The sequence below is a fragment of the Flavobacterium sp. CF108 genome, from assembly GCF_900129795.1.
Classification (GTDB): Bacteria; Bacteroidota; Bacteroidia; order Flavobacteriales; family Flavobacteriaceae; genus Flavobacterium.
Map to the genome: position 1 here is coordinate 396224 of NZ_FQWW01000003.1, position 20796 is coordinate 417019.

At 33.5% G+C, this 20796-nt stretch carries 13 protein-coding genes and 1 tRNA gene; 6 read left to right on the forward strand and 8 right to left on the reverse strand.

The window, feature by feature from the left end; genetic code table 11:
• Positions 1-328: 328 nt before the first annotated feature.
• Complete coding sequence (locus BUE10_RS10440; RefSeq protein WP_073485267.1) at positions 329-1837, reverse strand: hypothetical protein; 1509 nt, start codon at positions 1835-1837, stop codon at positions 329-331.
• A gap of 323 nt (positions 1838-2160) precedes the next feature.
• Between BUE10_RS10440 and BUE10_RS10445 the strand changes: the two genes are divergently transcribed.
• The 5 genes from BUE10_RS10445 to BUE10_RS10470 all read left to right on the forward strand — a co-directional run bounded on the left by BUE10_RS10445 (position 2161) and on the right by BUE10_RS10470 (position 6767).
• Positions 2161-2589: a PaaI family thioesterase gene (locus BUE10_RS10445; protein WP_073485269.1), complete on the forward strand. Its 429-nt coding sequence runs from the start codon at positions 2161-2163 to the stop codon at positions 2587-2589.
• Positions 2590-2622: 33 nt separating this feature from the next.
• Entirely contained in the window at positions 2623-4683 is a 2061-nt protein-coding gene (locus BUE10_RS10450; protein ID WP_073484841.1) for a M48 family metallopeptidase, read from the forward strand.
• The gene (locus BUE10_RS10455) at positions 4676-5752 is read left to right on the forward strand and encodes a chorismate-binding protein (protein WP_073484843.1); all 1077 of its coding nucleotides are present in this window, start codon (positions 4676-4678) and stop codon (positions 5750-5752) included. Before BUE10_RS10450 ends, BUE10_RS10455 begins: the two co-directional genes overlap by 8 nt.
• A 158-nt stretch (positions 5753-5910) precedes the next feature.
• Positions 5911-6627 carry a bacillithiol biosynthesis deacetylase BshB1 gene (bshB1, locus tag BUE10_RS10465; protein ID WP_073484847.1) on the forward strand — a complete coding sequence of 239 codons (717 nt, stop codon included), beginning with the start codon at positions 5911-5913 and terminating at the stop codon, positions 6625-6627.
• Positions 6628-6693: 66 nt separating this feature from the next.
• A tRNA-His gene (locus BUE10_RS10470) sits at positions 6694-6767 on the forward strand.
• 609 nt (positions 6768-7376) lie between these two features.
• Here BUE10_RS10470 and BUE10_RS10475 read toward each other — a convergent pair.
• The 7 genes from BUE10_RS10475 to BUE10_RS10505 all read right to left on the reverse strand — a co-directional run bounded on the left by BUE10_RS10475 (position 7377) and on the right by BUE10_RS10505 (position 18321).
• A complete protein-coding gene (locus BUE10_RS10475) occupies positions 7377-8222 on the reverse strand; it encodes a KPN_02809 family neutral zinc metallopeptidase (RefSeq protein ID WP_073484849.1) in 846 nt (281 codons plus the stop codon).
• 92 nt (positions 8223-8314) lie between these two features.
• Entirely contained in the window at positions 8315-12367 is a 4053-nt protein-coding gene (locus tag BUE10_RS10480) for a PAS domain S-box protein (protein WP_073484851.1), read from the reverse strand.
• Positions 12368-12459: 92 nt separating this feature from the next.
• Positions 12460-13254: a DUF2189 domain-containing protein gene (locus BUE10_RS10485; RefSeq protein ID WP_073484853.1), complete on the reverse strand. Its 795-nt coding sequence runs from the start codon at positions 13252-13254 to the stop codon at positions 12460-12462.
• Between the two features lie 116 nt (positions 13255-13370).
• Positions 13371-14699 carry an aldehyde dehydrogenase gene (locus BUE10_RS10490; protein WP_073484855.1) on the reverse strand — a complete coding sequence of 443 codons (1329 nt, stop codon included), beginning with the start codon at positions 14697-14699 and terminating at the stop codon, positions 13371-13373.
• A 76-nt stretch (positions 14700-14775) separates the two neighbouring features.
• Positions 14776-15465, reverse strand: coding sequence for an RluA family pseudouridine synthase (locus BUE10_RS10495; RefSeq protein WP_073484857.1), 690 nt, complete (start codon positions 15463-15465; stop codon positions 14776-14778).
• Between the two features lie 238 nt (positions 15466-15703).
• The gene (gene panB / locus BUE10_RS10500; RefSeq protein ID WP_073484859.1) at positions 15704-16522 is read right to left on the reverse strand and encodes a 3-methyl-2-oxobutanoate hydroxymethyltransferase; all 819 of its coding nucleotides are present in this window, start codon (positions 16520-16522) and stop codon (positions 15704-15706) included.
• Between the two features lie 371 nt (positions 16523-16893).
• On the reverse strand, positions 16894-18321 hold the full coding sequence (locus BUE10_RS10505) for an L-serine ammonia-lyase (RefSeq protein WP_073484860.1): 1428 nt from the start codon (positions 18319-18321) through the stop codon (positions 16894-16896).
• A gap of 319 nt (positions 18322-18640) precedes the next feature.
• On the opposite strand from BUE10_RS10505, the gene BUE10_RS10510 reads away from it, so the two are divergent.
• Positions 18641-20788 (forward strand): cation:proton antiporter, encoded by a 2148-nt coding sequence (locus tag BUE10_RS10510; protein WP_073484862.1) that lies wholly within the window; start codon positions 18641-18643, stop codon positions 20786-20788.
• Positions 20789-20796: the final 8 nt, after the last annotated feature.

Here is a 20796-nt window from a genome sequence, read left to right on the forward strand (position 1 = left end):
GGGGTTAAGTTTGGTTGTAATACTTTTTAAAGTTCTGGATTTTAGAATTTTAAATAAGTATTGTAGCAAATCTATTACTTTTATGAATACGAAACGTTAAGCGATGTTTAATTTTGAGGTATATTTTCTTACTGTTGAATTTACTGCCGCGAAGGCGCTAAGGCACGAAGTTTTTTAATCTCGCGAAGTCGCAAAGTCGCAAAGTTTGATTTGTAAGTAAAGCAAAAAATCTTTGCGACTTAGCGAGCAAAATTCACACAGAACTTAAATCTCTTATATCACTTATATGGTTTAAAAACTTTGCGTCAGTGCCTTTATGACAAAACTTCTATTTAGGGAAATCTTTACTTTGATAAGCACCCAAATCTGGGGGAGAAGTTCTGGTAGTTCCTAAAATGTCTAACAGAATTACATACGCCGGATTCCCTTTCGCGAAAGCGGCAGAAGTTTTATCAATATTCAGCTGATTTTTAGAAACATTATAAAATTTCGGATTTACGTTTACTATAATATTGGTGTAATGTTCTGTATCAGTTTTAAATTGATAATCAGGATTTGTTGTGCTTCCAAATTTCAACAGACAGTTATTTAACTGATAAACAAAAGCAGCACTTGCATTTTTTTGTAAATTGAATTCATTCGTGCTGGAACCATAAATAATACAATTATTGAAAGTCGCCTGTGTCAACGGATTTGTTTCTGGAGATGCTCCGGCTAAACTATTACTTAGGGTAACTGCAAAATGCGAACTGCTTTGCCAGTTATTATTAAAGGTACAATGTGTAAAGCTGTAATTTCCGCCGTAAACACAAGATAAACCTGCAATTCCGGCATAATTGATTACGATATTTTCACCGTTGATGTGGGCATTTTGGGCTAAAATTCCGTATTCGACACAATTATAAATCTGTGTATTTTTGATTTCAATTGTATTTAACTGATTTTTAAAATCCAAACCAACAATGGCATTTTTTAAAGTCAAATGATTGATTGAGTGGTTTGTACTTCCGTTTGCAAAAAGAACAGATTTCCATTGTCCCGGAATATCAGAATAAAGAGATTCTAAACGATCGCCTTCAAAAATAACTTCGTTTTCGAGTTTCTCAGTTGTCGATGCAGTTCCGTTAACTTGAAGAGTAGCTTTATCTCCAACATACAAACCAGAATTAGCATGAAAATGCACTCTGGCACCGGCTTCAAAAGTTACCGCTTTATTTTCTGGAACTCCGGCATAACCGTAAATAACGTATGGTTTTTGTTTGGTAAAAATCAATTCATTTCCGTTTTCAGGATCATTTTCTTCGAGATAAAACCCGTCGACATCTTTACCTTCAATCTGTATTTTTTCTTTAGTTCCGTCGGCATTTTGCTTTGGAAATAAAAATACAGCATCCTGAATTAATGTTACCAAAGCCACTTCCTGAAGATTGGCACCGCTGTCAAACTGAATTTCATCGGTATATAAAAAATCAGTAGGATTAGCATCTGTAATATCTGCTGTTGTTTCTATAAAAATATACAAACTGTCTTTGGCTAAAAGTGTAACATCTTTAAAAATCTTTCCGTTGTTGCCGCTCATTCCGTCAACCGTCATTCGGTATTTTGAATTTAAACCTTTTTTTAGCTGTACAATTGGAATCGAAATATCGTTTTTACTTCGGTTGTAAACCTTAAGCTGATACGTGCTTGAACCAATGTTTTTAAAAACAGTATCTAAATAAACGGTGTCTTTTGAAAACTTTAAATCTCCGGTACTGACAACGGTATCAAAATCAGTTCGGCAGGAACTAAAAGCTAGAATTATTCCGAAAATAAAGAGTACAAAGTATTGACGCATATTTGTTTTATTTTTTGCCACAGATTAAAAGGATTAAAAAGATTTTTTTTCGCCATGAATTGCACAAATTTCTGCGAATTTTAATTTGTGAAAATTTTTGCAATTACTTCGTCTGTCCCTTCGGTCGAGTCGTGGCGGTATATTTTTAAATCCTTTTAATCTGTGTAATCTGTGGCAAAAAAAACTTCCAGCCAAAGATTGATGTTTGATTGTTTTTGTAAAAATAGCAAAAAACTTACATGTTTGAAGTTTAATTTTAGAATATGATTTTCGAATTTGTATCTCATCTTTTCTTTAATTTTACGATTTTAAAGTCCATTTTAATGAATTATACAAAAGAACAAATTATAGCGTACTGCAATGAGTTTTCTAAAAACACTTTGATGGAAACGCTAAAAATAGAATATATCGACGCTGGGGAAGATTTTTTAACTGCAAAAATGCCTGTAAATCCAAGTGTTCACCAACCAATGGGCTTATTACACGGCGGAGCTTCAGTAGCTTTGGCAGAAAGCGTTGGAAGTGCAGCTTCGCACTTTTTTATTAATCCAAAAGAACAAGAAGTCCGCGGTATAGAAATCTCTGCAAATCATTTAAAAAGCATTCGCGAAGGTGTAGTTTTTGGTACAGCCAGAATTATTCACAAAGGTAGAAGTCTTCATCTTTGGGAAATTAAAATTACGGATGAAGCCGGGAATTTGATTTCGCTTTGTAAGCTTACGAATATTGTTTTAGACAAAAAGAAAATTTAAAAAATATCTTAATAATCTAACCTTTTAAGTTTAATGACCCAAAATTACCAGGCCCAAGTTTCTTCTACTTTCAAAAAGATGACCACAAAAGCGATTCTTTCTGTTTTGTTCTTTTTACTAGTTTATATCTTTTTAATTCTTTGCGGAATTGGTATTACAGCTCTCGCGGCTGCTGGTGGAATAGCAATTATAATTGCAAAACCAGCGTTTATAACCATTATGATTGGAGCAGGATTACTCTGTATGGGAATACTTGTTTTAATTTTCCTTTTTAAATTTATGTTTGTAAAACATAAGGTCGATCGTTCTCATTTAATTGAAATAACCCGCGAAGAAGAACCAAGGTTATTTGCTTTTATTGATGAAATTGTCAACAAAGTCCAAACAGATTTTCCTAAAAAAGTTTATTTGTCTTCTGATGTAAACGCTTGTGTATTTTACGATTCTACTTTTTGGAGTATGTTTCTGCCAATCAAAAAGAATCTGCAAATTGGTGTTGGACTTGTAAATTCTGTTTCAGAGATAGAACTTAAAGCAATTTTAGCGCACGAATTTGGGCATTTCTCTCAAAAAAGTATGAAAGTAAGAAGTTATGTTTACAATGTAAATCAAATTATTCATAACATGCTTTATGATAATGATTCCTATAATTCCATAGCTCAAAGCTGGGGCAGCGTTAATGGTTATTTTGCTTTTTTTACTGCACTTGCTGTTAAAATTGTTACCGGAATTCAATGGGTTTTGAGACAGGTTTATAATGTGGTTAATATTAGCTATCATGCGTTGTCAAGACAAATGGAATTTCATGCAGATGCCGTTGCAGCAAGTGTTACAGGATCTAAACCATTAATTACTTCTTTATTAAGATTAGACCTTGCAGATCATTCTTTTAATACTGTATTAGATTATTATGGAAAGAAAATCCCAGATTCTATCGCTACAGAAAACGTATATTCACAGCAGTCGTTTGTAATGAATTTTATTGCTGCAAACAGTAATTTAGAAGTTGAAAATGATTTACCGCAATTAACTCCTGATTTTTTAAACAGATTTAATAAATCTAAACTGGTTATCGAAAATAAATGGGGAACGCATCCAAGTACTGAAGACAGAATTAAGGAGTTAGAAAAATTGAATCTGGATGTTGTAAATGACAGCAAAGCATTAGCGATTGGGTTATTTCAAAACGGAGTTGAATTACAAAGTAAGTTTACTAATAAGCTGTTTTCTTCTGTTACCTATTCGAATGCGGTTGTTTTTCATCAAAATGAGGAATTTTTTAATGAATACAAGAATGATTTTTTTGCCAATTCATTTAATGAAATTTATAATAAGTATTATGACAGCAAAAATCCGGAGGTTTTTGATTTAGATTTTTCAGGAGAAGAATCTTCAAAAAAAGAGCTTAAAGATTTATTCAGCAATTCGGAAGTAGATTTAGTTTACAGTACAATTTCGCTTCAAAATGATATTGATACATTAAAACAAATCGCAAACGGTAATTTTAAAATAAAATCATTTTCGTATGACGGACATAAAATTTCTGCTAAAAATGCGCAGGAATTAGTGAATGAACTGGAAGTTGATTTAAAGAAAGCTAAAGATGAAATTATCGAAAATGATAAACAAATCTATCTTCATTTTTTAGCGCTGGCAAACAATCAAAATAAACGTGAAGAATTCAAAAAACTTTACAAAGACCTTTTTGAACTGGATAAAAGCTATGATGAAAAGGTCGATTTTTATATTAAAATGATAAATGCTTCTGAATTTATTTATAGAACATGTACGGTTGATGTAATTAAGCAGAATATGATTTTGCTTAAAAATGAAGAAGAAAAATTTAAAAATCAAATAGAAAAAATCTTAGAAGATAATAAGTATAGAGAAACCATAACAATCGATATGAGAGTTGCTTTTAATAAGTATTTGTCTGAAGATTGGGTTTATTTTAATGGAAATCAATACATGGAAGAACTATTGCAGATATTATCTGAATCGATCCATAATTATCAGATTGTTATATCAAAAACATTCTTTCAAACAAAAAAAGAACTTTTAGATTATCAAGTTCAACTATTAAATCATGAATAATTTTTTCTCAAAAACAAAACAACATTACAATCAAAATTTACCTTTTGTAATTTATTCTAAACCTAATACTTCAAGTGTTTTTGGGCTTTTGCAGCAAAATGACACTTTATATAAAATTACGGATTACAGCGAAAAAGGATTTGTTTTTGCTTCTTTTGATGAAAAGCAACTTATTTTAATTCCCGAAAATGAATCGGAAATTATTAGTGCTGACAAGGAAATTACTGCATTTGAAGTAACTGAATCTGATGATCAAAAATTTGATGCAGAAGCCAAAAATCAATATGAAGGTTTAGTTTCAAAAGGAATCGAGGCCATTAAAAACGAAGAATTCAAAAAAGTAGTTTTATCAAGAAGCGAAAAAGTAAATTTATCCGAATTTGATTTTGCTTCAACTTTTCAGCATTTGGTTCAATTATATCCTACGACTTTTTGTTATTGTTTTTTTCATCCTAAAATTGGACTTTGGATGGGCGCAACGCCGGAACAATTGCTAAAAGCAAACGGAAATGTTTTTGAAACAACCGCTTTGGCAGGAACACAAAAAGCAAATTTAGAAACCGAAATTCGCTGGGAACAAAAGGAAAAAGACGAACAGCAATATGTTACTGATTTTATTGTAAAACGTTTACGAGAAGTTGCCAATTCGGTTGTGGTTACAGAGCCGTATAGTTTAAAAGCCGGATCGATCTGGCATATTAAAACGGACATTTCGGGAGTTTTAAACGAGAATTCAACTCTGGAAGAAGTTATTGATACGCTTCATCCAACTCCGGCAGTCTGCGGTTTGCCAAAGAAAAAAGCAAAAGCGTTTATTATAGAAAATGAAAACTACGACAGAACTTTTTATACGGGTTTTCTGGGTGAATTAAACAGCAGTTTTGCGGGAAGTAAAACAAGTTCTGATTTATTCGTAAATTTGCGCAGCATGCAGATTCAGAATAAAACAGCAATTTTATATATGGGATGCGGCATTACAAGAGAAAGTATTCCCGAAAAAGAGTGGGAGGAAAGCGTCAATAAATCCATGACGATGAAAAGAGTTTTGAGAATAGAGAATAGAGAATAGAGAATAGAGAATAGAGAATAGAGAATAGAGAATAGAGAATAGAGAATAGAGAATAGAGAATAGAGAATAGAGAATAGAGTAAAGAATAAGGACAAAAGATTGATTTTAATTTTCAGAATTGTAATTGAAATTGATTTTTGACATTGATATTAAAAATTATGAAACTAGACATATTAGCCTTTGGCGCACATCCGGATGATGTAGAATTGGGTTGTGCCGGAACAATTTTAAAAGAAGTTTCCCTAGGGAAAAAAGTGGGTATTGTAGATTTAACGCGCGGTGAACTAGGAACGCGTGGAACTGCTGAAACTAGAGATGAAGAGGCAAAAGCCGCAGCAAAGATTTTGGGGGTTTTGATTCGTGAGAATTTAGGTTTACGCGACGGATTTTTTATGAATGACGAAAAACATCAATTAGAAGTCATTAAAATGATCCGAAAATATAAACCTGAAATCGTATTGTGCAACGCAGTTGATGATCGCCATATTGATCACGGTAAAGGAAGTAAACTAGTTTCTGATGCGTGCTTTTTATCTGGATTGGTAAAAATCGAAACTTCGATCGATGGAGAGAAACAAGATGCCTGGAGACCAAAAGTGGTATATCATTATATTCAGTGGAAAAATATTACTCCTGATTTTGTGGTAGATATTACTGGTTTTGAAGCCAAAAAGGTTGAAGCGATTTCTGCTTATAAAACACAATTTTACGATCCGAATTCAAAAGAACCTGCAACGCCAATTACAAGTAAAAACTTCTTTGAGAGTTTGAATTATCGTGCGCAGGACCTAGGAAGACTAGTTGGAAAAGATTTTGCAGAAGGTTTTACTGTTGAAAGATGTTTGGCAGTCAATAGCTTAGAAAATTTGATGTAAATTTTTCATTTTTTTCTTTGTAGAAGTAAACCTTTGTTATATATTTGCACTCGCTAAGCAAAAATGGTGGTTGTAGCTCAGTTGGTTAGAGTAGCGGTTTGTGGTGCCGCGGGTCGCCGGTTCGAACCCGGTCAGCCACCCAGAAATTTAAAGCCTTGAAGAAATTCAAGGCTTTTTTTGTGCGTTTAATTTTTTTTGAACCATATAAGTTATGTAAGGTCATTTTAGATTAGGCTTTAATGCTGTAACTAAAAAGTTTAAAAAGAGAATAGCTCAATATTTGTTGTATCTCAAAATTTTTCTCATTTAAAATATAGCCCGCGGTTTCAACCGCGAGGATGCTTGGGATATGCGTATTATATATAATATGCGTTGTGAGATATTGCATTTGTGTTATACATTACGTTCCAGCGGTTAAAACCGCTGGCTATGTTTGATGCAGCTTATCTAAATTTCTTCTAAAATGTTATTGCATTTCAAATATAGCCCGCGGTTTCAACCGCGAGGACGTTCAGGGTACGTATTGTGATATTCGTTGCTGTATTGAGGTGTGATATACTTTACGCCCCAGCGGTTAAAACCGTTGGACATGTTTCCTTATATGATCTACAATAATTATAACATTAAAATAACCACAAAGCAATCTAAAATGACCTTACATAACTTATATGGTTAAAAATAAAAAAACAAAAAAAAGCATGACGGTTAAATCATGCTTTAGTGGTTATTATATTTGGCTTATTGTGTTTTTAAATTTCCTCAAAGGTAGTTCCCTGTTTGATATCGCCGGTTTTGAAACCTTTTTTAAACCAGTACATTCTTTGTTCTGATGTTCCGTGAGTAAAGGAATCCGGAACAATTTGTCCTTGCATTTTGCTTTGTATTGCGTCGTCACCAACTGCATTTGCAGCACTTAATGCTTCTTCGATATCGCCTTCATCTAAATATTGTTGATTGTCGTGTGCCCAGACTCCGGCATAAAAATCGGCCTGTAATTCCAGAGCTACAGAAAGTTTATTGGCTTCGGCCTGACTTTTACCTTCTTGATCCTGATGCATTTTTGCAGAAGTGCCTAATAAAGTCTGAATATGATGTCCAATTTCATGGGCAATAACATACGCAATGGCAAAATCTCCGCCTTTGGCACCGAATTTTGTTTTTAGTTCTTCAAAGAATCCTAAATCCATGTAAACCTTTTGATCTGCGGGACAATAAAACGGACCCGATGCAGAAGATGCTCCACCGCAAGCAGTTTGAACAGAACCTCTAAAAAGCACCAATTTTGGGTTTTTATACGTCATTCCGTGTTCGGTAAATATTTTTCCCCAAGTATCTTCTGTTTTTGCTAAAACAGATTTTACAAAATGCCCCATTTCTTCATCTTCCTTGCTTAATGGTGCAGCAGCTTCAGTTTGAGTCTGCCCGCCTTGCATTTGTTCTAAAACAGGTGTGATAAGTTTTGCATTTTCACCACCAAAAACATTCAACAGCAAGATAATGATACCAATAACACCGCCTCCAACAGCTATTTTTCCGCCAGAAACTGATCTTCTATCTTCTACATTATCGCTTTCTCTTGAACCTCTCCATTTCATAGTAAATTGTATTTAAGCTTTTTATGTTTTTTCTTGTACGAATTTATATAATTTTTGGGAATAACTTATGATTTGAGGTGATTTAGTTTTAATTATTTTAACCATTTTACCAAAGTCTCTTCGACAGTGCCTTTCATAATTGGTTTCGAAATATAATCATCCATTCCGGCAGAAATACATTTGTTGCGCTCTTCTTTTTCGGCGCCCGCAGTTACCGCAATGATCGGAATATCTTTTCCTGTGGTGGTGTTTCTAATGGCTTTTGTGGTTTCATAGCCGTTCATAATTGGCATTTGAATATCCATAAAAACAAGCGTTGGATTAATGCTTTCAAATTGTTTTACAGCTTCATAACCATTTTCGCATTCAAAAATAAAAGCATTGTGATACAGGTTTTTCACAATTGTTTTTAAGAGCAGCATGTTAACTTTATTGTCCTCGACAATTAAAAAACGTATGTTTTTGCTGGTTGCTTCATTATGATTTTCATCAGGTAGAGCCTGTAAGTTTTTTAATTCTGTATTATACTTTTCATTGATGCTTTGATTGCTGGTTTTTAAATTTAAATCGAAAAAGAAGTTACTTCCTTCACCAATCTTACTTTCCAGCTGTAATCGGCTTTCCATTAAAGCTAAAAGCTGATTGGATATGGTTAAACCTAAACCGGTTCCGCCAAATTTTCTCGTTGTAGAACTATCTGCCTGCGAAAAGGCTTTGAAAATTTTCTTTTGATTTTTCTCCATAATTCCAATTCCCGTATCAATTACAGAAAAACGTATGGTCGAAAAGTTATTTTTAGTTTTCGATAAAACAGAAACATTCAGTTTTATAGAACCCTCATTGGTGAATTTTACTGCATTCGAAAGCAGATTAATCAGGATTTGTTTTATTCGAACAATATCTGTCCAGATATATTTAGGAACGTCTTGATCTACATTGAGTTCCAGCTGAAGGTTTTTTTGATTGGATTCAAAAACAATTAAATCGAAAACCTGACCCAGTACTTTTTTAATATCATATAAATCAATAAAAAGCTCCAGTTTTCCGGCTTCAATTTTAGAAAAATCGAGGATATCATTGATAATCTCCAACAGCGAATGTGCCGATTGATTAATGGTAGTCATGTATTTTTCCTGAATTTCTTCTAATTCAGTTTTCATCAATAAATGTGTAAAGCCTATAATTCCGTTTAAAGGCGTTCTAATTTCATGCGACATATTGGCCAGAAAATCCGATTTTGATTTATTGGCGGCTTCTGCCAATTGTTTGGCTTTAATGGCGTCTTCGGTTTCTTTTTTATTGGTGATATCAAAGTAAATTCCACCCACAAATTCAATTTCATCGCCTTTTTTAATAACGTCGCCAAATTCTTCAACCCAAATATATTCGCCTGTTTTTCGTTTAATGCGGTAAACATTATGCAAAGGCATTCCGTTTTGAAGATTATCAATTTGATTATTAATAACTTCATCACGATCTTCATGATGAATAAGAGATAAAAATGAAAGGTTATTTTCGATAAATTCCGCTTTAGAATATCCGGTTAAGTTTTGAATCTCATCGTTTAGGAAAATCTTAGTCGAAAACGCATCAAACTTCGATAAATAAACGGTTCCGGGAATATTATTGGCGATTAATTTGAATTTTTCTTCACTTTCAATAATCTTACTTTCGTTTCGGTTTCTTTCTAATGCGGATGAAATGTTATTGGCCAAAACCTGAAAAATATAAATTTCCTCTTCAGACCATTTTCGCTCTTTGCTGCAATCATCAAAACCAATAAATCCGGTAAAAATATCATTGATGTACAACGGCAGAATTAAAATTGATTTTATCTCATTATTGATGAGTAATTGTTTGAAAAATTTATCTTCAAGCTTTCTGGTATACGTATTTAGAATTCGCTTGTTTTTTGCGGCATCAAAAATTTCTTGTAAATTTTCCTCTGTCATATGGCGCAAAGGCGTGATTTGATGCGGAATTCCTTTTCGGGACCATTTGTATTTTTGAATAACAGTATTGGTCGTAAAATCTCTTTCATAATAAAACATATGATCTGCTTTTGAAGCTTTTCCAATCAAATCATACGTTTCCTGAAACATTTGTTCTGTAGATTTACTCAGCAAAAATTTCTCAGTACAAAGTGAAAGTGCCGATAAAAGCTGACTTTTAAATTCTAATCGGCGTTCTGTTTCCAAACGCATTTGCATCGAAATAGCCAGCGAAACAACGTCAGAAATAGTTCTGGCATAATTGATATCTTCATTATCCCAATCTCTTTGTTCGTCTGTACTTTCAAAACAAACAACACCAGCCAGCTGTCCGCTTAAAAAAATCGGAACATCCAGCATTGATTTAATTTTGTTTTTAGTGAAATAAAGCTTTTGAAATTCAGATGTTTCTAATTTATTAAAAACGTCAGGAGCATTTATAATCGCTTTATTTTTTAAGGTTTCAAAATAGATAGGATAGGATTCTTTGTTTAGAATATTTTTATCGTTTAAATTCTGATTGTCAACACTGTATAGATTTTTGCAGGTAATCAAATCTCTGGAATATTTCCAAAAACTCACCCTGTTAGCTTTACTTACAGTCGAAGCTTCTTTTATAATATAATCGATAACGGTATTTAAGTTAGTGTAAGTGCTAAAGTCTGTTGTTGATAATTTTTTAGTTGAATTGTTGTATGCTTCAATTTTTTCGAGACGTCTCTTTTTCTCATTTTCGGCATTTTTGATATCGGTAATATCTCTCGCAATTCCTGCAAAACCAATAGTTTGATCTAAATCATTTTTGCGAATGATAATCTTTTGCGAAATCCATAATTCCTGTCCGTTTTTCTTTAAAATAGGAAGTTCAATTATTGGGAATTTATTTTCGTTGCTTTCAAAATTCTCATAAAAATCAACCGCACTCATGGTATACTTTTCATGAATAAAGTTTGAATAATGTTTTTGAAGTATTTCATCTTCAGAATAACCTAAAAGTGAATACGCAAATTCATTTATAAAAGTAAAATGACCGTCGGCATCGACTTCAAAAATAATATCAGTTGCCGTTTGAATTAAATTTTTATATTGATCCTGAACAATAATCTGCTCGGTAACATCCTGACCAATACTAATAATTAAATCCTCTGAGAATTTTTTATCTTTCCATTGTATGTATCTATATTCTCCGTTTTTAGTTTTTAGTTTTCGGGTATAAATTTTATTTTCTTCATGATGTATTATAGAAATACTTTTATCGTATTCGTCTCCTTTTGTAAGTTTCCAAAAATTAAGTCCCATAACTTCTTCGGGCTGATAACCCAAAATAGGAGTTACTGTTTCGCTGCAAAATAAGATTTCCCCTTTTTGATCTGTTGCAATTGTTAGGGAATTTCCTTTGTGTACAATTTCGTTTGCAAACCTGAAATTGTCCCTGTTATTTTGTAAAACAGCGTATTTTACCTGGTTAATAATAAAAATCAGGATACAGAAATTAATTAATAAAACAGAAGATTTTAAAGGAATTAATTGAAATGTAACTGTTGAAAAGAGAAATATAAAAACGAGAGCAACAAAAAACCAGTAAACTTTAATTGGTTTTAAAATGTTGTATGAAAAGAAAAACGAGATTAAAAAAACGATTATCGGCACAACATCTTCTGCCAGAAAAACGATGTTGTAACAAACATAAATAATGTAAATAAAGAAACTAAAGACAAAAATTTGCTGAATTTTATCTCTCAGCCATTTTACTTTGTCGGTTATTACATAAGCAATAAGAACAGAAAAACCAATTGAAACGTTTACGACCAGTAAACTTTTTGGCCTGATTTTAAAAATTTCATTTATGATTTCGATTACAATAACTGCAATTCCAAAAAATAAAATATAAAGCTGATATTCCCTTCCTGCAGTTTCTGCTTCTTTCTTTTTTTCAATGAAATTCCCAATTTTTGCTTTGATGCGAAAAAATTGATAAACCAAAAGCCCCAAAAAGCCCAGCAAAGAAAAGCCGAGAACTATAAATTTTGGGTTATTATAAAAAATAATGTCTGAATTGAAAACATACCAGTTTGTCATAATTGATTTCAGAGTATTACCAGAACAGGTAATACCTGAAACCAATAGATTGAAAAAACTATAGTTTTCTACCATAGATTTTGGGATATGTTTGGTTTAGTAAATAGCAATTTAAATCCTAATAATAGAGTTGGTTAAGCCCTTTGAAATTTACTAGAACTTTGTTTTTATTCAAAATCCGATTTTCCAATTGAATCAATAGAATCTGCTTGCTCTTCTTCGGTAAAAATTGAATAATAAGCAGCATACGTTACTGATGTATTGAATATAACAGTAAAAATTACTCCGATGCAGCAGGCAACAAGACCCACTAATGAGCCAAGAAACCCTATGACAAACAGAGCGAAAATTATTAATGGATTTTTACTTACAATAACAATACTTGATTTAATGGCATCTATTGCTTTTAAATTTCCAAAAATCACTAAGGGAATTGAAAAATAAGTAAAAAACGAAATCATTATTGATACTCCGCCGCCTAAAAACATTATCCCGGTGCTGTCTAAAGCATACGAAATACCAGTACTTACAATGGCTAACAGAAATGCTAAAGAAAATAATTGAAAAAAGTACGGTGCTCTATAATAGGTGAAAATTGTTGAAACATTAAACTCTTCATCTTTATCTGCGCAGTCTGCCATTTTAAGAAATCCGGCTCCAAGCGGCGCAAATATTGCGCTTACTACTGCAACAGCAGCTGTTGAAACTAATTGTTCGATGTAGGTAAGTTTTTGGTTTTCGAAGTTTTTAATGAAATCTTCAGAGAGTGCTTGTATACCATAAACTACGGTGGCTAATCCCATGATTACTATAAAAGCAAGAATTGAAAACACAAGAATTATCAATCCTGAATACAAAGCTATCTTTTTGTAATTTTCAAAAGCATATGTGAAAACAGTGGAAAAGTCTATCGAATAGCCATCTTTTTTGATGTCTTCAATTTGTTCAAGTGTAGATTTCATTTTAAAAGTAGAGTTGTTTTATATTCTTCGTTGTCATAAATTAGTTGACGTAAATATAATATTTTAAATCAATTCCGAATAAAAATCTACAAATATTACGAAATTGTTTCCCTAATTTAAAGCCAGTCTAAAATTCGTTTTATAGAAGCCAGTTTATCTTTATAAGGAGCATAGCGCATTGGCAGATCCAGCCAGTTTGCTTTTTTAACTATCGCTTTATGATGAGAAAAAATGTCAAAACTCAATTTTCCGTGATAAGCCCCAATTCCGCTGTGTCCAACACCGCCAAAAGGAAGCCTTTTATTAGAAAAATGGACTACTGTATCGTTTATGCAGCCGCCTCCAAAAGAGTAATTTGCAATTAATTTTTTAGCAAATGATTTATTTTCACTGAATATATAAAAAGCGAGAGGTTTTTCGTACTTGCTGATCACATTATGAATCTCAGCTTCGGTTTCATAAATTAAAATGGGTAAAATAGGTCCAAAGATTTCTTCTTTCATTACGGCACTGTCCAGGCTTGGTTCTTCAATTAAAGTGGGAGAAATATAGAGTTTGTCAGCATTTGTTTCTCCTCCAAAAATTACCTTTTCGCGTTCAATCATTTGATCTAAACGCACCCAGTTTTTAGTATTTACGATTCGGGCAAAATCTGGCGATTTGTCTATTTTTTTACCATATGCTTTTACAATTTCTTCCATTAAAAAGGTGATGAAATTGACTTTCATGTTTTTTTGAATCAAAACATAATCCGGAGCGATGCAGGTTTGTCCGGCATTTATAAATTTTCCCCACACAATTCGTTTAGCCGCCAGTTTTAAATTAGCAGTTTCATCAATAACGCAGGGATTTTTACCGCCCAATTCAAGTGTTACGGGAGTTAGGTTTTCGGCAGCAGCTTTTGCTACGATTTTTCCAACAGGAGCACTTCCGGTAAAGAAAATATAATCCCAGCGCTGTGCTAGTAATTTGTTTGAAACTTCGACACCGCCTTCAAAAACTTCAACATGGCTGATATGAAATGTTTTCTCAATGATTTTAGCAATAATAGAAGAAGTATGCGGAGTAAGTTCTGATGGTTTTAAAACGACTCTGTTTCCGGCAGCAACGGCTGAAATCAACGGACATAAAGCCAATTGAAACGGATAATTCCACGGTGCAATTACGAGAACATTTCCGTAAGGTTCTTTATAAATATAATCTGAAGAAGGAAAATTAAGAATAGAAGGGAAGACACGTTTGGGTTTTGCCCAGGAATTAAGGTTTTTGATGGTATCTTTTAATTCCGAAATAACGTAATTCGTCTCAGTTATAACAGCTTCAAATTCTGGTTTTTTAAAATCATCATACAAAGCTTTTACAATTAAATCTTCGCTTTTTTGAATGTTATATAATAACTTTTTCAGCGTTTCTTTTCTGTAACCAATGTCGTTTTTGAATTCCATTTTATGATCAGCTTGTTTTTTAGGATATGCAAGTTAATCGATAAAATTTAAAAAATTAACAATTTAATCATAAAAATCAGACGGCATTCCAAATCGTTTCATCTGGAGTTGGAGCAATGATTGTGATGTTTTCCTTTGAAACAGGATGAACAAAAACTAGTTTTCTGGCATGAAGATGAATTCCTCCGTCAGGATTGCTTCTGTCGGCGCCATATTTTAAATCGCCTTTAATAGGAGATCCAATTGCCGACAACTGCGCACGAATTTGATGATGACGCCCCGTATGAAGATTGATTTCCAGAGCCGTATAATTTTGAAGTTCTTTGATTATTTTATAATCCAGACTTGCTGCTTTGCTGTCTGGAACTTCTTTTAAATGCGCCTTTGAAGTATTGTTTTTTTCGTTTCTTTTTAAAAAATGAACTAGTTTGGCAGAAGCTTCAACAGGTTTATTCTTCACAACCGCCCAATACGTTTTTTTAGTTTCGCGATTACTGAACAATTCGTTCATTCGCGTCAATGCTTTGCTGGTTCTTGCAAAAACCACAATTCCGGTTGTAGGACGATCTAAACGATGAATTACACCCAGAAAAACATCCCCCGGTTTATTGTATTTGTCTTTTATGTATTCTTTTACAACATCAGATAAAGGTTTGTCGCCTGTTTTATCACCTTGTACAATATCGCCAACGCGCTTGTTAACCACAATAATGTGATTGTCTTCATGCAAGATTTGGAGATTATTTTTATCCGAAAGAATTTTCATATTAGACGTATGGAGGGAATTTTAGATTTTAGATTTCTGATTGTAGATTGGAAAAGTTTGGCTAAAGCCTTCAGTGAAGCTTAAAAAACACCTCCAGCTAAAGCTGGAGGCAATTATTTTTTTTCGTATTCTTTTAAAGCCTTTGTCCCGAAGCTTCGGGATTGTCACTTTGAACCTTTGTACCTAAAAAAGAAACCTTAGAATCTCAGCAACTTAGAACCTTAGCACCTTAAAAAAATTAATACTGTTCCCCAGCATTAGGGAAATCACTCGACTTAACATCAGCAGCATATTGACCAATTGCTTTTGTCATTAGCTCGTATAAGTTTAAATAACGACGTAAGAAACGAGGACTGAATTCATTGTTCATTCCTAACATATCGTGAATAACCAAAACCTGTCCGTCAACGCCGCCTCCGGCACCAATTCCAATAACCGGAATCGAAATACTTTTCGCTACTTTTTCGGCTAAATCAGCAGGAATTTTTTCAAGAACAACACCAAAACAGCCTATTTTTTCAAGCATTTTAGCATCTTCAATTAATTTTTCAGCTTCTTCTTCTTCTTTTGCACGCACACTGTATGTTCCGAATTTATAGATAGACTGAGGCGTTAAACCTAAATGTCCCATAACCGGAATTCCTGCGTTTAATATTTTTTTGATCGATTCTTTAATTTCTTTTCCACCTTCAAGTTTTACAGCATGTCCGCCGCTTTCTTTCATAATTCTGATAGCAGAACGCAAAGCCTCTTTAGGATCAGACTGGTAACTTCCAAAAGGTAAATCAACCACAACCAAACCTCTTTCTACAGCACGAACTACAGACGAAGCGTGGTAAATCATTTGATCTAAAGTAATTGGCAGCGTCGTTTCATGACCCGCCATAACATTTGATGCCGAATCTCCCACTAAAATCACATCGACTCCTGCGGTATCAACAATTTTAGCCATTGTATAATCATACGCCGTAAGCATAGAGATTTTTTCTCCGTTGCTTTTCATTTCAATTAATGACTTTGTTGTGATTCTTTTATAATCTTTTTTTGCTACTGACATTTTATATTTTTTTGAAGATGTAAAAGTATTGAATAATTATAACTTGAGAATCAGCAATAAAAGATTATTTCGACAGAAAAAAGTTTTCCGTCTTTAAATTCTAATCTAAACTGACTGTCTTCCATTATAATAGAATAATTATGCGGCGATTTTATCGAAGGATCGATATAAGTCCCATATTTTTCAATGAAAGCTTTTTCGGACACTGAATTAAGTTGTTTTGATTTTTTTTGCCACAGATTAAAAGGATTTTCACAGATTTTTTATTTTATACAGATTTAAAAATAAGAAGATTTAATTTTAAATAAAATCTGCTTAAATCTGCAGAATCTGCGTGAAAAAATCATTTTAATCTATGGCAAAAAATATATTTAGCAATCAGCCATGTTTACCGCAATGGCAAGTCCGCCTTCTGAGGTTTCTTTGTATTTAGAATTCATGTCTTTTGCCGTTTGCCACATCGTATTGATTACTTTGTCTAACGGAACTTTTGCATTTTTAGAATCAGTTTCAAGAGCCAATTCAGCCGCATTTATGGCTTTTATAGCGCCCATTGTATTTCTCTCAATACACGGAATCTGAACTAAACCACCAATTGGGTCGCAGGTTAAACCTAAATGATGTTCCATTGCAATTTCTGCCGCCATTAAAACCTGAGCGGGAGTACCGCCCATTAATTCGCAAAGAGCCGCCGCTGCCATCGATGAAGAAACGCCAATCTCTGCCTGACAACCGCCCATTGCTGCAGAAATCGTAGAACCTTTTTTAAAGATACTTCCAATTTCTCCGGCAACCATCAAAAATTGTTTGATTTCTTTTTCGCCGGCATCATGATTTTCAATAACCAGATAATACATTAAAACAGCCGGGATAACACCCGCACTTCCGTTTGTTGGCGCCGTAACAACTCGGCCTAACGAAGCATTTACTTCATTTACGGCCAATGCAAAACAGCTTACCCATTTTAAAATCTGACGAAATTTTACTTCCGTTTTTCTGATTTCTTCCAGCCACGATTGCGGATCTTTATAATTTGATAAACCAATTAAATTTTGGTGCATATCAAAAGCTCTTCTACGAACATGCAAACCGCCCGGAAGGATTCCTCCGGTATGACAGCCAATGTACATGCATTCTAACATTGTATTCCAAATGCGCATTAATTCGGAATGAATTACTTCTTCAGAACGCATTGATTTTTCGTTTTCATAAACAATCTCAGAAATAGATTTGTTTTCAGAAACCGTATAATTTAAAAGCTCAACCGCATTTTGAATTGGAAACGGAAAAGCACATTTTATAACTTCTTTGATTTTGGCATTTTCGCGTTCTTCTTTTACCACGAAGCCGCCGCCAATAGAATAAAAAGTAGATTCGTATTCAGAATCATCATTTTTATAAGCCGTGAATTTTAATCCATTTGCATGGAAAGGAAGAAAGTCTTTATTGAAAACAATATCCTGAAGAAAATAAAACGGAATTTTATATTCATTTGCGAGATTGATCTCGTTTGTATCTTCAATAGTTTTAATGATTCCGGCAATATTCTCCACCGGAATATATTCAGGATCCTGACCACTTAAACCAAGCATAACAGATAAATCGGTCGCGTGGCCTTTTCCGGTTAAGGAAAGAGAACCGTACAAATCGACTTTTACACGTTTAACCTGATCTAAAATTGATTCATTTTTTAACTCTTCTAAAAAACGTTCGGCGGCTCTCCACGGACCTAAAGTATGTGAGCTCGAAGGGCCAACGCCAATTTTAAGCATATCAAAAACAGAGATACATTCTTCCATTGTGCAATTTTTGTTAAGACAAAGATAATTGAATAATGCAATGAAGAATTAATTTTGAATGTTAATCTTGCGTATTTGTTAAAAAAAATATTAAATTTTATCAATTTAGCAACGAAATAAATTTAATTCCTTAATATGGGGTTTTCGTAAAAAGTTCACCTTTTTTCGGTATTTTTGTAGAGATGCAACTATCAAAATCTGCTGTTTCTTTTAATTGCCCAAAATTGAAAATTAACCGAAACTGTAGATGATTTCGTTTTAATTCTACCAATGTCTTTTTACGAAAATTTAGAATACCATAAAAAGATAAAATTATATTATGATAGAATTTTTCAAGCATTTTATACACGAATTTGAATTACCTCTCAGCAATCCAGTATTGATTTTCTCTTTGATACTTTTCATTATTCTGCTGTCACCCATTTTACTTAAAAAAATAAATATTCCGGGAATTATTGGTTTGATTATTTCTGGAGTTATCATTGGGCCGCACGGACTTAATATTTTGGCAAAAAACTCTGCAGTCGATTTATTTTCAACAATCGGGCTTTTGTACATTATGTTTATTGCGGGTCTGGAACTGGATATGAATGAGTTTAAAGCGAACCGAAACAAGAGTTTATTATTCGGATTTTTTACGTTTATTCTGCCGCTTTCAATAGGTTTTCCAGTTTGTTTTTATTTACTGCAATACGATTTCAACGCTAGTTTTTTAACCGCGAGTATGTTTGCGACTCATACTTTAGTAGCATATCCAATTGTGAGTAAACTCGGAATTGCAAAAAACCAGGCTGTAGCCATTACCGTTGGAGGAACTATTTTAACTGATACTGCTGTTTTGATTATTCTGGCCGTAATTATGGGAAGCAGCCAGGGAAGTTTAAATCAGGCATTTTGGATCAAATTAGGCGTTTCATTGGCAATTTTCTCTGCCATTATGTTTTTATTGATCCCTCGAATTGCCAAATGGTTTTTCAAAAAACTGGAAAGTGAAAAACATGCCCATTATATTTTTGTTCTTTCTGTAGTTTTCTTTGCAGCCTTTTTGGCAGAAGTAGCAGGAGTAGAGCCTATTATTGGCGCGTTCGTTGCCGGTTTAGCCTTAAATCCTTTAATTCCGCAATCATCGGCTTTAATGAACAGAATTGAATTTATTGGGAACTCCTTATTCATTCCGTTTTTCCTGATTTCAGTTGGAATGCTCGTTGATATCAGTGTAATTTTAAGCGGGCCAACGGCTTTAATCGTTGCCGGAACTTTGAGTGTTGTCGCTATTTTTGGAAAATGGATCGCAGCCTTTTTTACACAGGTTGTTTTTAAATACAGTAAAACCGAAAGACAGCTTATTTTTGGTTTGAGCAGCGCGCATGCCGCGGCAACTTTAGCCGTAATTTTAGTTGGTTTTAAAGCCAAAATTCTGGATGAAAATATCTTAAACGGAACTATTATTTTAATTCTGATTACTTGTATTGTGGCTTCTTTTGCAACCGAAAAAGCGGCTAAGAAAATAGCCATTTGTGAAGAAGAAATTTCACATACGGACACAGATAAAGATCAAATTTTAGACGAACACATTTTAATTCCGCTGGCAAAAACTTCTGCAGCAGCAAGTTTGCTGGATTTTGCACTTTTAATAAAAGATAAAAAATCTTCGAATCCGATTACGCTTTTAACCATTGTACCGAATAATGATCAGGCTGAAAAGAACATTTTAAAATACCGAAAAGCAGCGGACAAATTTGTGATTCAAGGTTCGGCATCTGAAGTAAAAATAAATACAATTGCAAGGATTGATCATAATCCGGCGAGTGGAATTGCCAGAACTTCTAAAGAAATAATGTCAGACATTGTGATTGTGGGCTGGCCAAAGAAAACGGGTTTCTTAGATAAAATTTTTGGAGAAAATGTAGATTCTATCATAAATAATGTTGACAAAAGTTTGTTTATCAGCAGATTTCAAAAAACATTTATTGAAGATAAAAGACTGGTGTTTATCTGTCCGCCATTTTCAGAAAGAGGAATTGGATTTCAGCTTTTATTACAGAAAATATGCCGATTATCACAAGAATTAAGTATCCCGATTGTAGTTTATGCCGAATATAAAACGCATCAAACCATTCAGCAGATTGCCAATAATCTTCGTTTGAATGCCAAATTAGGTTTTAAAAGTGTAATAGAATGGGATGATTTTGAATCGATTTCAGATGAAATTCGCGAAACGGATTTAATTGTTTTCAATTTATCCCGAAAAGGTTCGGTTTCCTATCATTCTATTTTTGACAGACTGCCTCAAAAATTCGAAAAATTCTTCAACAATAATAATATCATCTTGGTTTATCCGCAGGACGATCGAAAAATCAGTTCTATGGATGCCTATGAGGATTTTACTGCATCACCGTTAACCAAAAGTTTGGAAGCAATCGAACAAATTGGACGTGGTTTGGGAAGTATTTTGAAGAAAGGTTAGATTTAAAT